At 40.2% G+C, this 13,817-nt stretch carries 10 protein-coding genes; 4 read left to right on the top strand and 6 right to left on the bottom strand.

Features of this window, described 5'->3' with window-relative positions:
* The first annotated feature begins 130 nt into the window (after positions 1-130).
* Positions 131-1,042, top strand: a complete 912-nt coding sequence (locus ESV85_RS10715) for a helix-turn-helix transcriptional regulator (RefSeq protein WP_146917437.1) — start codon at positions 131-133, stop codon at positions 1,040-1,042.
* Positions 1,043-1,354: 312 nt separating this feature from the next.
* Here ESV85_RS10715 and ESV85_RS10710 read toward each other — a convergent pair whose 3' ends face one another.
* The 6 genes from ESV85_RS10710 to ESV85_RS10685 all read right to left on the bottom strand — a co-directional run bounded on the left by ESV85_RS10710 (position 1,355) and on the right by ESV85_RS10685 (position 10,119).
* Complete coding sequence (locus ESV85_RS10710; protein ID WP_146917435.1) at positions 1,355-1,660, bottom strand: DUF3784 domain-containing protein; 306 nt, start codon at positions 1,658-1,660, stop codon at positions 1,355-1,357.
* Positions 1,661-2,167: 507 nt separating this feature from the next.
* Positions 2,168-4,273: a M28 family peptidase gene (locus tag ESV85_RS10705; RefSeq protein ID WP_146917433.1), complete on the bottom strand. Its 2,106-nt coding sequence runs from the start codon at positions 4,271-4,273 to the stop codon at positions 2,168-2,170.
* Between the two features lie 2 nt (positions 4,274-4,275).
* Positions 4,276-5,445, bottom strand: a complete 1,170-nt coding sequence (locus tag ESV85_RS10700; RefSeq protein WP_146917431.1) for a C40 family peptidase — start codon at positions 5,443-5,445, stop codon at positions 4,276-4,278.
* A 173-nt stretch (positions 5,446-5,618) separates the two neighbouring features.
* Positions 5,619-6,920, bottom strand: a complete 1,302-nt coding sequence (locus ESV85_RS10695) for an amidohydrolase family protein (protein WP_146917429.1) — start codon at positions 6,918-6,920, stop codon at positions 5,619-5,621.
* Between the two features lie 21 nt (positions 6,921-6,941).
* The gene (locus ESV85_RS10690) at positions 6,942-8,327 is read right to left on the bottom strand and encodes an amidohydrolase family protein (RefSeq protein ID WP_146917427.1); all 1,386 of its coding nucleotides are present in this window, start codon (positions 8,325-8,327) and stop codon (positions 6,942-6,944) included.
* 94 nt (positions 8,328-8,421) lie between these two features.
* Complete coding sequence (locus tag ESV85_RS10685; protein WP_223275971.1) at positions 8,422-10,119, bottom strand: amidohydrolase family protein; 1,698 nt, start codon at positions 10,117-10,119, stop codon at positions 8,422-8,424.
* A gap of 313 nt (positions 10,120-10,432) precedes the next feature.
* Here ESV85_RS10685 and ESV85_RS10680 point away from each other — a divergent pair, with 313 nt between their 5' ends.
* From ESV85_RS10680 to ESV85_RS10670, 3 genes are read left to right on the top strand one after another with little or no spacing between them, the layout of a single operon-like run.
* Positions 10,433-10,795: a response regulator transcription factor gene (locus ESV85_RS10680; protein WP_146917426.1), complete on the top strand. Its 363-nt coding sequence runs from the start codon at positions 10,433-10,435 to the stop codon at positions 10,793-10,795.
* A 4-nt stretch (positions 10,796-10,799) separates the two neighbouring features.
* On the top strand, positions 10,800-12,359 hold the full coding sequence (locus ESV85_RS10675) for a HEAT repeat domain-containing protein (RefSeq protein ID WP_146917424.1): 1,560 nt from the start codon (positions 10,800-10,802) through the stop codon (positions 12,357-12,359).
* Positions 12,352-13,815, top strand: a complete 1,464-nt coding sequence (locus tag ESV85_RS10670) for a glycosyltransferase family 2 protein (protein ID WP_146917422.1) — start codon at positions 12,352-12,354, stop codon at positions 13,813-13,815. Before ESV85_RS10675 ends, ESV85_RS10670 begins: the two co-directional genes overlap by 8 nt.
* Positions 13,816-13,817: the final 2 nt, after the last annotated feature.

Genomic DNA, 13,817 nt, shown 5'->3' with positions numbered 1-13,817 from the left:
AGCTAAAATTAGAAGGAATTTTGATTAGCAGCTGAAAAGATTGAATAGAAATTAATTGACAATACACGTCAATTATTCTAATTCCTTTTTTCAATTGTTTACTTTTAGCTTTCTAAATTCAGAATCTACTATGAGCCAGGCCGGAAAAATCGAACAGCAAAAAATTCTTCGCGTTTTCAAATTGATCAATTTACTGCAAAGTAATATTGGGAAGCCTGTTCATAGACTTGCCGAACTTCTGGAGACGGATGAGCGCACGATCTATCGCTATTTCAAACTACTCGAAGCACTAGGCTTTGAAGTGGTGAAGGAATTCAGCAAGTATAAGATTCAACAACGTCCCGGAATGGATCAGACGCTGAATTACGGGACTTTTTCCCAGGAGGAAAGCCAGTGGCTTCGGTCTATGATAGAAAGTCAGGGTAAAGGGAATCTACTTCATGATTCAATTCTCAAAAAACTGGCTGTACGCTCAGAAGTGAAGCAGGTAACGGAGCAACTTTTTAAAGCGAACCTTGGGAGATTGGTAGATGAGATAGGTCAGAGTATTCAGAAAAAAAAGCAAGTTTGGCTGAAAGACTATTATTCCTTGAGTTCCGATACCACGAGTGATCGCTTGGTGGAGCCGGTAGCTTTTTCATCCAATTACGAGACTATACATGCCTTTGAACCTGCCAGTAAAAGCATGAAGGTTTTCAAAATAGAGCGTATCGGGGAAGTGGTATTGAGTCAAGAGGCTTGGAAATATGAAACTAAGCACCAATTACCGGGGACTCAATTATTTGGATTCACAGGGAAAAATCTCTTTTTGGTAAAGTTGAAGCTGAGCAAAAAAGCCTATCAATTGATGATGGAGGAGCATCCCAATGCACGCCCCTTTATGTCCATCAAAAATAGGAATCAGTTTTATTTCAATGGAGAAGTTCCACAGCTTCCTGGATTGGGAAGGTTTATTTTAGGCTTGCCAGGTGAGATAAAAGTAGAAGAAGGAGAGGAGCTAAAGGAGTATTTGAGTGAGCAGTTATCCAAAATGCTGTTGTAAGAAATAGAGTTTATATGGCTTTGATTGGGGGTTAATTCTAATATTTTTTTATGAATATTCTTAATTGCACACCTAGCCAAATAGTATTATGAGTATTTCCCCTCGACTTTGCTCGGGGACCGAATTAAAGTCGCATCTTTCTCTCTGCACATTACATGATTAAAAAACGGTGGCTGAGCGAAGCCTGCTGACAGCTACTTGTAAAATATTGAATTCACATACCAAATATTACCAATCTCCAAAACTGAAAAAGGGCTTAGAATTTAATCTAAGCCCTTTGTTTAATCAGATCTGCCTGCTAATTGATGGTATTCACCTTGCTCTTCTATTCACAAGCATATTTCCAAAAACAATCAAAACTATCATACCAACTATAGTCACCAAAACCCATGTATTACTTAGCGATGGCCTATCTAACCAAAATCCAACAAAGTATCCTGTAATAGATATCAGCCCCATAGCTCCAAATACAATAGCGGCAAACGTGGGCAGCCCGTTGGTTTCAGCATTTTCTTTTTCTCTATTGGATAAACTATTGTAACCCGCTAAGAGTCCAGGGAAAAATTTGATCAGAATTCCTAATACTATAAAAAGCGAACCTATATAAATACTTTCCATGCTTGATAAATTTGATAGTTAAAAACAACTATGGAATATAGCAATTACAAGGAAGATTGACAATATGAATTAGTTTTGATTTGTTATAAATGCCGAAAGCATGGCTATACCTTGGTCCGTGAAAGTGAAAATTAGTGAAGTGAAATGATTTTGATTGTTTAACCGGTCACAATTTGTGACTAGTTCAGATTATTCTTTTTCGGTAAGCTGAAATACAATAATTTTCGGACAAGCCGGTTACACCCCTTCGGGGCTTAATTTTTCTAAGGTTTTTAGCTTCCCCCGGCTTTGCCGAGGGTTATGAATTGTTTCAATCCTTCGGATTTTTTCAGAGGAAATGAATAGTAATTTCCAATAATTAAGTTATCAAAAATTGTATTCTGGTGTTATTGAAGATATACATATAAATAGATTACATACTGTCAGTCTCCAAAACTGAAAAAGGGCTTAGAAATTAATCTAAGCCCTTTTCTTATGTCTAAAGTCTTAAGTCTAAAATCTAACGTCTCATTTCAGACTCTTAGCCATCTTATCCACTTTCTTGCTCAAGTTCAGAATCGCTTTAGCATAGCGGGTATCCCATTCTTCCAGACGTTTAGTCGACTCGGTTTCTACCTCATATTTGATGCCTGGCAATATCCAAGAAGCATAGCCGGAGAATGGGTCAGTGCTTACATAAAGTGATCTATACCAGCTTCCGAAATACATTCCTTTAGGATCGATCCAGCTTTTCTCCAGTGAAATCAATCCCTTGTTCAATGCATGGATTTCTTTATCAGAAAACTCACCTGAAGACAATGCTGCATTCATGGATGATTCGTAGGCTTCAGAGCTAGCTTTTAATTTTACTATAGCTGCGTCAACTTTATCAAAGGAAGTAAATGAAGAATCCATTTCTTTCACTGATGTGATAGCATTGTCGAAATGTAATCTCAAATCCTGAGCGTATCTAGGCACATCGTAAGGGATGATTGTGGCATTTGCCATCCTTAGTGCAAGGATACCTATCACAGAAGCCACTGTTCCCCCCATTTTGAAGGTTGGATCTACAAACTTGCTGTAATAATGAAAATTGTCATAGTTGGAATGGTAGGCAGAAGTTCCACCAGAACCTCCACTCAAACTTGGCACTCCAGCGTACATATAGAAAGCTATATGATCTGATCCTCCACCTAGATTTCCGATTCTAGGTTCTTCACTTTTCCCCGCCCAAACTTGGTAGACTGATTTTGCAGAATCTGGATAAGCCACTTCCTTGGAAGCTTCAATGATTAGATTTTTCAGCGTAGGAGCAGCCGAAACACCAAAGTTTCTTCCTGACACCGCACTATCAAAATTCATGTAAACCACAGCTTTGGCTCCCAATTCATCTTTAAATTGCTCTACCCATTCTGTAGAACCGATCACACCTTGCTCTTCCGCATCCCAGTGCCCGATCAAAATTGATCTTTTAGGTCCCTCTCCATTTTTTACCAATTCTCCTATAGCTTCAGCTAAGATCAGCATCATCGCTGTGCCGGAATTGGGATCAGTAGCGCCAAAACTCCAGGCATCGTAATGACTTCCCAAAATGATCCATTCGTCAGGATATTCACTTCCTACAAACTTGCCCACCACGTTATTTGCTCTGATATAATCTACTGGCTGCTCTACTTTCACTCTAACTTTCAGATCTGCTCCGCCAGTAATTTTATAGTCAAATGGCAATCCTCCTTGCCATCCTTCAGGCACTGAAGAGCCTTTCATTCTTCTTAAAATCTCTTTGGCAGCACCATATCCAATTGGGGAAACTGGTATAGTATGGAATGCTACATCTTTTGGATCCAAGCGCTTCACCTGCTTATCTCCGTCCAATGGAAGTGCCGGCTCGAATGGTGTCAATGGATCTCCAGTGTAATCCAAAGTCAATAAAGAACCCCGTTGGATGGTGGTTTCATTATAAAATGGCCCGTCTGGATACACGTCTCCTTTACCAGATCCAGAATCTTTTGGATCGGTATAAATGATCAAGGCCGCTGCTCCGTATTGCTCAGCGAATTTTGCTTTGTATCCTCGGAAATTTCCGCCGTATCGCGCTATGACAACTTTTCCTTTCAGATCAACTCCCATTTCAGCTAATTTCTCGAAGTCAGCCTTTACTCCATAATTTGCATAAACTACTTCTGCGGTGACATCTCCTGAACCTGAATAAGCATTGAAGCCTTTATGAAGTCTTGGGTCTGTAGAAAAAGGGTCTCCTTCTATAGGCCCTTCCTGCTGTGACAAAGTCATTTTATCGGGCGTAATAATCTCCAAGAGAGATTCACCAGGTTTATTTGGTAAATAGACATCATAGGGGTAGGAGGTCACATCCATGCCCGCATCCTTCATCACCTTCGTCATGTAAGCTGCTACAGCTTCATTTTCCGGTGTTCCGGCGATGTGTGGAGCTTTGGTGAGTTCCTTCAGGTGAACCTTAAACTGCTCGTAATTCACAGCTTTCAAGTAATCCTTCTCAATGGACTCTTCTTTTGTCTTATCCTTGGGGTAAAAGCCAGTGACTTGTTGTGCATTTGCAGAAAGACTAAAGCCTAGTGCGATAGCGATTCCGAAAAATGTTTTGTTTATGGACATGGTTAGTTATTGGTTAAAAGCTCTGAAACTGATAAAATATGCTCGGAAGGAACATTGACAATTCTCTTTGTTCTCAGGTATCTGCCAAGCTCATACTCGTCATAATTAGGGTTTTCCGGGTCAAAGCTTGAGATTCTTACCAAGCCACGAGAATGAATGAATTCTCCATTTCCTATCCACATACCCACGTGGACTACCCGTTCTTTTTTCTCAGGAGTTTCTTTTACTCCAAAGAAAAGTAGATCACCTACCTGAAGTTTATCCCAGTTTTTATCTGTATCGACTAGATCACCTTCGTTTATTTGCTGCGAAGCATCGCGGGGAATTATCTGTCCGTTGAGGTAAAAGATGGTCTTGGTAAAACCACTACAGTCTACACCTTTGATGGATGTGCCTCCCCATAGATAAGGAGTTCCCATCATTTGCTTGGCAGTAGTGATAAGAGCCTCCGGAGTAGTATTTCTGGATGCAATCCAGCTTTCCCAATCTTGCGCATCGCTGGAAGAAATCCATCCTTGGCGACCATCTGGTAGATTGACTTTCAGCTGATCTTTGCTTTCTTCTGCAATTGTCATTATATCTCCGGCAACGAGATCAGACACCATTTCAGATTTGTCAGTGCTTTTCCAGACATACCCAGTGAGTGCTGTAATCACAACTTTTGGCTCCCGGAACCAATGTTCCAATTCCGCCTCTGTCATCAAATGTATGCCTGCTCTATCTACCCATGACAGATATCCATCTGGCGTTTGTACTAGGAACCATCCATCATCTTCTTTCAAAACATTTAATGGAGTTCCCATCAAAGCCTGAGTGGCTAGTTCTGCTGAATGCTTTGGCTCGCTACGGATATTGGCTACTGAGATAGTGACCAAAGCTTTGGTTTTTTCTCCCAGTTCAGCATCTGGTAAGCGTAGCACTGCATCTGTGAAATTGATTTGTTGAGAGTTGAGCTCTTCGATTAATTCTTTCAAAGCCTCAGGTTGATTTGTTTCTCCCTTCAGAGAGTCATTTTCAAACCTCAAGTCCCAAAGTGCCACGCGTTTGTCAGGGGCGACTTCAGCTCTTTTTGCTTCGATGAGCGTACTTACTTCCTCCTTATTATCCTTGCTTTCGCAGGAAAATAGGACAGTAACTAGGGATACTAAAATTGGGATATATATTCTTTGCATAACTGGGGCAAAATAAATGAAAACCATAAGAAATCGAGCATGACAATGAACATCTCTAAGATGATTATTCTCCGTGCGGGATACTATGTGGCCTTTCAAAAAAAAACAATAACCACAAGAACCGTCCAAAATCTGAACTCTCCTTGTGGTTAAAATTAACTTAAATCAGATGACTAATTTATTTTCAATCCAGGAGAACGATCAAGGAACTCTTGGTAAAGTCTGATTTGACGGTTAGAAAGTGGCATTCTATAACCATCGATGAACACATGCATGATGTTAGTCCTTGTTTCGAAAGGATCTCCATCAGCAACGATCAAGTTGGCTACTTTACCAGCCTCTACTGATCCGTACTTGTCAGCCACACCGAAAATCTCAGCAGTATTGATTGTAACAGCCTTCCAAGCTTCTTCTTTGCCCATGCCATAGGCAGCTGCGAATGCCGCAAAGAATGGAAGGTTTCTTACGTTCTCTTGTCCGTCAGTTCTGATAGCTACTTTCACTCCAGCTTTAGCCATTTTACCTGCATTAGCATAAGGAGTATCATAACGATCTGAATCACGAGTTGGAAGTGCCTGAATAGGGCCAGTTACCACTGGGATGCCAGCTTTAGCGATTTCATCAGCTACTCTCCAGCCTTCGGATACTCCGGAAAAGATTACCTTGGCATCTTTACCTTCTACCCATTTGATCGCTGCTTGGATATCTGAAGCAGCATTCACTTCGATCAAAAGTGGAAGTTCACCAGTTGTAGCTTTTGCAAGCTGGGCCATCTCAGGATAGTATTCCAGTTCAGCACCATTTGCAGACATAGCCGCGTAGCTTACAGCATTGTCCCAAAGTTCGTTTGCTTCTTTTAGAGCTTTTTCATTTGCTTTTTTGATGTCATCATCAGATCTACGGTCAAATCTGCCACGACGCCCAGAACTTGGGAAGCTCATCACAATAGCTTTGAAACCTGCATACATTTGATCCGGAGTGTAGCCATTTAGATTGATCAATGCAGCTGTGCCTGGGAATAAGCCTCCCGAAGGAACAGCTAGCACAGTAGTTACACCAGAAACTCTGGTCACAGGAATTGCAACTGAATTAGGGTTTACGGTGGTCAAAGCCTGCATATTAGGAGTGAAATTTCCTATTTCTGCATAATCGACTGTTTCAGCCACTGAGTTGATTTCTACAAGGCCCAGTTTAGTGCCTCCGTCAATCATTCCTGGATAGATAAATTTGCCAGTACAGTCTATTACTTCTGCTCCATCGGCAGAGATATTTGCACCAACTTCCTTGATTTTTCCATCTTCCACCAATACAGAGGTGTTTGTTAATACACCTTTAGTAATGGTGACAACTGTAGCATTCTTAAGTAAAAATTTACCCGCTCTTGGTTTGATCACTTCCCCGTCAATCTGTGCCATCGCCATCATAGGCAATAAGGCCAGGAGGAAGGCGAAAAAGATTTTATTTAGTCTTTGCATGTCTTCTTTAATTACGGGTGATTAATGATTTAAATTGAATAGTGCCTCTGTAGTCTCGAATAGACTCTCAGTATCCTGCATACATCTGCTATCGTGACCTTCAAAGATCATGATAGGTTCTACCATCTCTGTAGCACTCACTTTCAATCGCTGATCATTCGCATCTTCCTTGATATCGAAATATTTCACCCCATCTACAAAGGTCATTTGGGGAATAGTATAAGAGGATAAAGGATGACCTTCGAAAATCACCAAATCAGCTTGCTTACCTTCCTCAATTGAGCCCACCTTATCCGCGATTCCCAATTGCTTGGCTGGATTAATAGTAATCATTGACAATGCCTGATCGTCAGTCATTCCACCATAGCGCTGAGTTTTTGCAGCTTCATGGTAGAGGTGACGGATCAACTCAGCATCATCGGAATTGATAGAAGTGATAGCGCCATTTGCTGTTAGGATAGCAGCATTGTAAGCAGTGGAATAATATACTTCCATCTTATATGCCCACCAGTCAGCAAATACTGAAGCCCCCATGGTGTATTCCGCGATTTCCGGAGCCACTTTGAAACCTTCGTTTGTGTGCTGGAAAACTAGTTTGGTGATACCAAAGTCTCTGGCAACATTGATCAGCATGTAGATCTCATCTGCACGGTACGAGTGACAGTGAATGATGATCTTTCCATCTATAATGTCTGAAAGGACCTGAAGTCTTTCATTGTGAACAGGAGGAAGAGCTGTACTGTTTTTCTGAGATGCAGCTGCATTGTATTCGCTCCAAGCTTTCTTGTATTGAATAGCTTCATTGAAACCATTTCTAAGAACTGCCTCAACACCCATTCTCGTACGCGGTTGGATACCATTTCCTCTTCCGTGAACTCTCGTTGGGTTTTCACCCAAAGCGAATTTGATTGTACGGGGAGCATCTTGCATAATGATGTCTGCAGGATCAGTAGATCCCCATCTATGTTTCAGCGTAGCGTTTTGCCCTCCAATCACATTGGCAGATCCGTGCATAGCATGTGAGATAGTAACTCCACCAGCTAATGCACGATATATACCAACTTCATATGGATTCACCATATCCTTCATTCTCACTTCAGCCACGATAGGGGAAGTGGCTTCATTTACCACATCCAAACCTAGGTGAGAGTGAGCATCTATGATTCCTGGCATTACATACTTACCAGTAGCGTCTATAGTCTGTACTCCTGATGGAGCACTTAGATTTTGGCCGACTTTCTTGATGATACCATCTTGAACAAGAACATCTGAATTCTCCAACGTTCCCTTTGTAACTGTAAGAACGGTAGCGTTCTTTATTAATACACTGCCTTTTTTCACTTGGGCTGAGGCAAACTGAATACTCAGACCCAACAGAACGGCAAGAAAATAATTTACTTTTTTCATGTGTTTGCAATTAGATTTTAAGGCCACATGGAATCTCACATAGCTTATAATCATCCTCCTTTTTGTCGCGTGTGTCATGTTCGATTTCATGTCTTTACTTGTTAGCGATTAGAGTTGGATTGAGTGTGCCTTCGAATGGAAATGATCCAAATTCGCCAACAGTCATAGAGGCTTCATAGCTTCCTTCGCTAACTTCACCTTTTACGTCTACCGTGATGACCATTTCATTTGCTGAAATATTGAATGAAAATGATAAGGTGCTTCCATCCAACACTACATTTTTGATAGGAGAGGATGCCTTACCAGAACCTGATGGGTCATCGTAAGTGATAGATCCTGTATAGTTTGAGCCATCTTTTTGAATAGATAGTACTCCAGAACCTGAGCCTGCAGGGCTTTCAGAAGTGTAATCCCAGTTTCCTTCAATTTTCACTGCTCCTTTTCCTTCACCGTCTTTTGGAGCTTTCTTTTTCGCTTTTGTCTCATAATCGAAGACGAATCCATCTACTACTACATGCTTGATCTGTGAGTCTTCTGCGAAAATAGAATCAGTACTCATAATCAAGTTTGCTATTTTACCTTTCTCAATTGATCCGGCAACTTTATTGATTCCCAAAATTGCTGCTGCATTAGTAGTCAAGGCTGCAAGGGCCGCTTTTTCTGAAAGACCATTTGCTATCATTGTTCTCATAGCTTTCATGATATCTCCTGATTTCACTCCTGAAGTAGTGAATGCGAAAGGAATTCCGGCAGCTTCCAATTTACCCGCTTGTGCAAGTGCATTGTCATAGGCTTTTTTAACGCGTGCATTAAGCTCCTTTACTTCATCCTTGGCATCTTCTTTTTGTGCTTTGATTGCCTTATCATCCGGAATTTCCAGTTTGACCAATACTCCAGCTCCTGAAGCTTTGATCACATCCAAAACTTCTTCGTATTCTTCCAGACCAGTCAAAACTAGTTTGAAGCCTTTTTCTTTTTGAAGGCTAATGGCTCTTCGGATTTCCAACTCTGATGATGCGGAAAAGAGTACAGGAATCTTACCTGCTACTACTTCTTCCATAGCAGAATAAGTAGGTGTGATCTCTGGGCGCTTTAGGCCAGCTACTGTAGTGTATTTTTGCGATCTCTGGGAAGTCAGCTTAGTATTGTCATATACCTCTCTGAATTTTGCCATAACACCTACTGCAGTGCCTGGATACATTCCTCTAGAAGCTCTGAAACTAGCCGCCAAGCCAGAGTTATCTACCAATAAATTGGTGGAGTTCTCAGAACCTAACAGCACAATAGCTGCTTTGCCCGCAATCATACCGCCATCAGGCATAATCTGAACTATCGTAAATCCAACCTTTCTTAGATCGTCAACTTTGCTGTCTTTGAGAGAAAACTGATCGGTGGCTGATCTCCAAGGGGTAATTCCTGCGATTTCATCAGGAGGATTTGAAGAAACAAAGTTTTCTGGCTTTTCAGGATCCTTTGGTTTGGTGATTCCTACATCACCGGCACCATCAATAAAGCCAGGGTATATAAATAAGGAGTCACCGGCAATTAGTTTCGCTTCTTTAGGAAGTGTGAGGTTTGTTCCTACTCCTTGTATTAATCCGTTCTTAATGAGGACGGTAGCTTTGACCCCGGCTTGGCCAGGAGCTGTGAAAACAGTTGCATTTGTGATTGCATAGGTATCAGTGATTCGTTTCTTTCCAGATGGGTCGCTTTGCGCATAAGCCAAGGTGGAAGAAAGCCATCCTGCAACCAGCAAACAAAACACACCTGCATGCAGTAGATTTTTTTTCATAAGGTTGAAATGGTTTTAAATAATGTGGATGATTTAACACTGAAAAATGCCCATATGGACTTCAATAAATATTCAATCTCCTCATCGTATTTGGTTTATATTTTGATAAGCAAGCTAATAAAAGGGTTTTCTTTATCCATTTAGATTTTTTTTTTGCGACTCATTATTTGACCAATGGCAAGATGTTGAGTTTGAAATACTGTTTTGTCAACACAAAAACTCTTCTTTTTAATATGATTTTATTTGATTGGTATTAGGGGTATGTAATTAGCTTATAGATACTATCTTTGAGCCAAGTGTCACCCGACGAATAATGAAAAAAATCCTAATCATCGAAGATGATTTGCTTATCTCTAGTCTAGTTCAATTCCGTCTAAAGAAGGATGGATATGATACTGTATTAGTAAAAGATGGTAATGCAGGTATAACAGCTATCGATACAGAAACGCTTGACCTGATAATCACAGATGTGATGATGCCATTCAAAAATGGAATCGAAATCATTCACCATGCCAGAAAGACAAAACCTGAAGTTCCTATTATAGTCCTAAGTTCATTGGGAGAGGAAGAAAAAATAGTTTTGGAAGCATTCAATTTAGGGGTATCAGATTTTATCCCTAAGCCATTCAATCCAAATGAATTAGCAATTCGTGTAAAGCGTATTCTTAAGTCTTAAATTCATGAAAGTTAAAAACGCAGTTGCACTTGTGTCCTTGCTGTTTTTGATTATCAAAACAGATATTGTTTTGGGGCAGGATGAACCTGTCTTTGCTGATTCTGTTTCATTTGCCAATTTTTTAAAGAGTCAAGGTAAAATTCCAGGGTTGCAATTCCGTTTAGTGGATTCTTCTAAAGCTTATATCTTGGATAGTGCCCTCAACAGATCTCTTCAATCGGGTATAGTTCGCGATTTTGCAACTGCCCTTAGGCTGAAGGATAGTGTTTTACGATCGTATGAATACGATTTGGAAATACAATATTTGATCTATAGTGATCCGAATACATTCAAAGCTACTCAAGAGTACGTTTCAAACCTTCTTAGAAATGGCGATATAGAGCCTACTGTTGCAGGGGATTCTAATGGTAAGGATTTAATCTCCCTTGCTTCTAGAAATAAGTATTCTCCTTTTCTTAAAGGCACCTATGCCTATTTTAGTGAGATTAAAATTTTTGCAGTTAGCCTTGTCATTTTACTTTTCTTCATTTTCGCATTCAGCATGATCCTCTTTATGTTGATATTTAAAGCAAGAAGAAATCAGAAGGAAAAATTACTGGTATTATACGATGAGCAAATTGTAGCACCACTTTCTGAAATATTGTTTGAAAAAACGCTAGAAGAATTAGAATCCCTAAGTGATGAGGAGCTAAACGGCTATTTCCCTGCCAAGCAACTTAAAAAGCCTTTCTATGTTCAAGTGCTCGTTGAGAGAATACTTGCGTTGAACAAAACGATGAAAGGTGATTTTAAGCTTATGCTTAAAGCTCTTTACAAAAGGTTGGATCTTGACAAGTCTTCCCTCAAAAAGCTTAAAAGTTCCAAATGGGATACGGTAGTCACCGGATTAGTTGAGGTCAATGAAATGGATTTGACGGAAGCTATATATGCGGTAAAGCAGCATATCAATTCTCCTAATTTCTATGTGCGCTCTCAAGCTGTAGCTACGATTCTGACACTTTCAGACAGTGTGGATCTATCTTTTCTGCGTGATCAGACTTTTCCACTTTCCCGTTGGCAGCAGATGAATTATTTGAGGATCATCAAGTTTCTTCATACTACGCGTGAACTTCATATTGAAATGCTCTTTGACTCTAGAAATCAAAGTATCAGGCTATTTGGATATAAACTTGTCCGGGTGATTGGTCGGGTAGATCTCTTGGAAACCTTGGAGGAGAAGTCAGGTTCTGTTACCGAAGAGGAGAAAATTGAGATTATCAAAACATTCGAATATTTGGGGGTTCCGGCACATACTGAATTGATCAATGGTAGTTTGAAGTCTGAAAACATAGCATTAGTATCAGTAGCAGCCAAGGCTGCAGGAGCAATAGGTGATGCTACTTCTGCCAAGATTATTTGTGAATTATTAAATAAAGCACCTGAGTTTAGGCTAAAAATGGTCTTGTTGAATAGCTTGCAGAATCTCGATGCAGCGGTTTATAATCAGTTTATTAATGAAAGTGAGAATCCGGAGGTAATGAGAATTAGTATGCACTTATCAGACTCCTTACTACAAGATGTATAGTTTTTTATTTTATCTTATTTTAGAAATTCTAGGATTTATTTTTCTTGTCCTCAGCTTTTCTGTGATCGTGCTTTATATGCTGATTATGATTCTCAGCGCAATGGAAATGCGTGATCATCGTAGAAAGAATAGGTTTGCAGACTATCAGGATATCATTACTTCACCCTTAGCTCCAGGGGTTTCTATTTTGGCACCAGCCTATAATGAAGGTGAATCCATCGTGCAAAATGTTAAAAGCTTACTTTCTCTTCATTATGGAAAGTTTGAAGTGATTGTGATTAACGATGGGTCAAAAGATGAAACGCTTACTAAACTCATCAATGCCTTCGAATTGCAGCTAACTGATTTTGCATACCATGAGGAAATTGAAGCAAAACCAGTCAGAGGGATTTACAAATCAAAAAATCGCTCCTATAATCGATTGGTTGTGATTGACAAAGAAAACGGAGGAAAGGCGGATGCACTGAATGCTGGTATCAATGTTTCTAGCAAGGAGATATTGGCCTGTATAGATGTGGATTGCATTCTTTCTCATGAGTCTATCACCCGTATGGTAAGGCCATTTATGGAGGAGACCAATCGTAAAGTCATTGCCGTAGGTGGAGTGATTGGTATTGCCAACAATTGTGATGTGGTGGATGGTACGGTGACTAATTACCGAGTTCCTACCACACTTTTAGGTAAATTCCAGGTCATCGAATATTGTAGAGCCTTTTTGATGGGAAGAATGGCTTGGACTAGAATTAATGGATTGATGTTAATCTCTGGGGCATTTGGATTTTTCAAGCGCGACCTTGTAGTGGAAGTAGGAGGCTATTTCCCAAAGACTGTAGGCGAGGACATGGAGCTGGTGGTGCGTATGCGTCGCCATATGGAAGAGAGAAATATTCCTTATAGAGTATCTTTTGTACCTGATCCACTTTGCTGGACAGAGGTGCCTGAGAGTGAGGAAATTTTATCTAGACAGAGAAATCGCTGGATACGTGGTACTATAGAAACACTTCAACTTCATAAAGTGACGGCCCTCAACCCGAACTATGGTGTAATGGGATTAGTGTCGTATCCCTATTGGAGTGTGTTTGAAAAAATGGCGCCAGTTCTAGAGCTGTTGGGTGTACTGTATACCATCACTCTAATAATTATTGGTGATTTCTCAGCTTTCTATTTTATAGCTTTATTCATCGTTTTGTACTTATTGTCGATCCTGGTATCCTCATTTAGTATCCTCTATGAGCAGGTTTCATACAATAATTACAAAGATAAAAAAGACCTTAATAAGCTTATCGTAACTGCCTTTTTGGAGCCACTAGTAATTCATCCAAAGATTGTACTCTGGGGTCTCAAAGGCCACTGGGACTTTATCAAAGGCAAAGGAGGATGGGGGCATATGATCCGGACTGGCTTTAAGAAATCAGAAGACAAAAAGAACATTGAGCCTAATACATTGAATTCTTGATT

This window comes from Algoriphagus aquimarinus, assembly GCF_007997215.1.
In the GTDB taxonomy this organism is placed as follows: Bacteria; Bacteroidota; Bacteroidia; order Cytophagales; family Cyclobacteriaceae; genus Algoriphagus; species Algoriphagus aquimarinus_A.
The sequence above is the reverse complement of the archived record's forward strand: the minus strand, read 5'-3'. Positions and strand labels throughout refer to the sequence as shown.

Excerpts from the sequence above, each read along its gene's own strand:
- ESV85_RS10695 (WP_146917429.1), bottom strand. The coding sequence starts at position 6,920 with ATGCAAAGACTAAATAAAATCTTTTTCGCCTTCCTCCTGGCCTTATTG.
- ESV85_RS10680 (WP_146917426.1), top strand. The coding sequence starts at position 10,433 with ATGAAAAAAATCCTAATCATCGAAGATGATTTGCTTATCTCTAGTCTA.
- ESV85_RS10715 (WP_146917437.1), top strand. The coding sequence starts at position 131 with ATGAGCCAGGCCGGAAAAATCGAACAGCAAAAAATTCTTCGCGTTTTC.
- ESV85_RS10710 (WP_146917435.1), bottom strand. The coding sequence starts at position 1,660 with ATGGAAAGTATTTATATAGGTTCGCTTTTTATAGTATTAGGAATTCTG.
- ESV85_RS10670 (WP_146917422.1), top strand. The coding sequence starts at position 12,352 with ATGTATAGTTTTTTATTTTATCTTATTTTAGAAATTCTAGGATTTATT.
- ESV85_RS10690 (WP_146917427.1), bottom strand. The coding sequence starts at position 8,327 with ATGAAAAAAGTAAATTATTTTCTTGCCGTTCTGTTGGGTCTGAGTATT.
- ESV85_RS10705 (WP_146917433.1), bottom strand. The coding sequence starts at position 4,273 with ATGTCCATAAACAAAACATTTTTCGGAATCGCTATCGCACTAGGCTTT.
- ESV85_RS10700 (WP_146917431.1), bottom strand. The coding sequence starts at position 5,445 with ATGCAAAGAATATATATCCCAATTTTAGTATCCCTAGTTACTGTCCTA.
- ESV85_RS10685 (WP_223275971.1), bottom strand. The coding sequence starts at position 10,119 with ATGAAAAAAAATCTACTGCATGCAGGTGTGTTTTGTTTGCTGGTTGCA.
- ESV85_RS10675 (WP_146917424.1), top strand. The coding sequence starts at position 10,800 with ATGAAAGTTAAAAACGCAGTTGCACTTGTGTCCTTGCTGTTTTTGATT.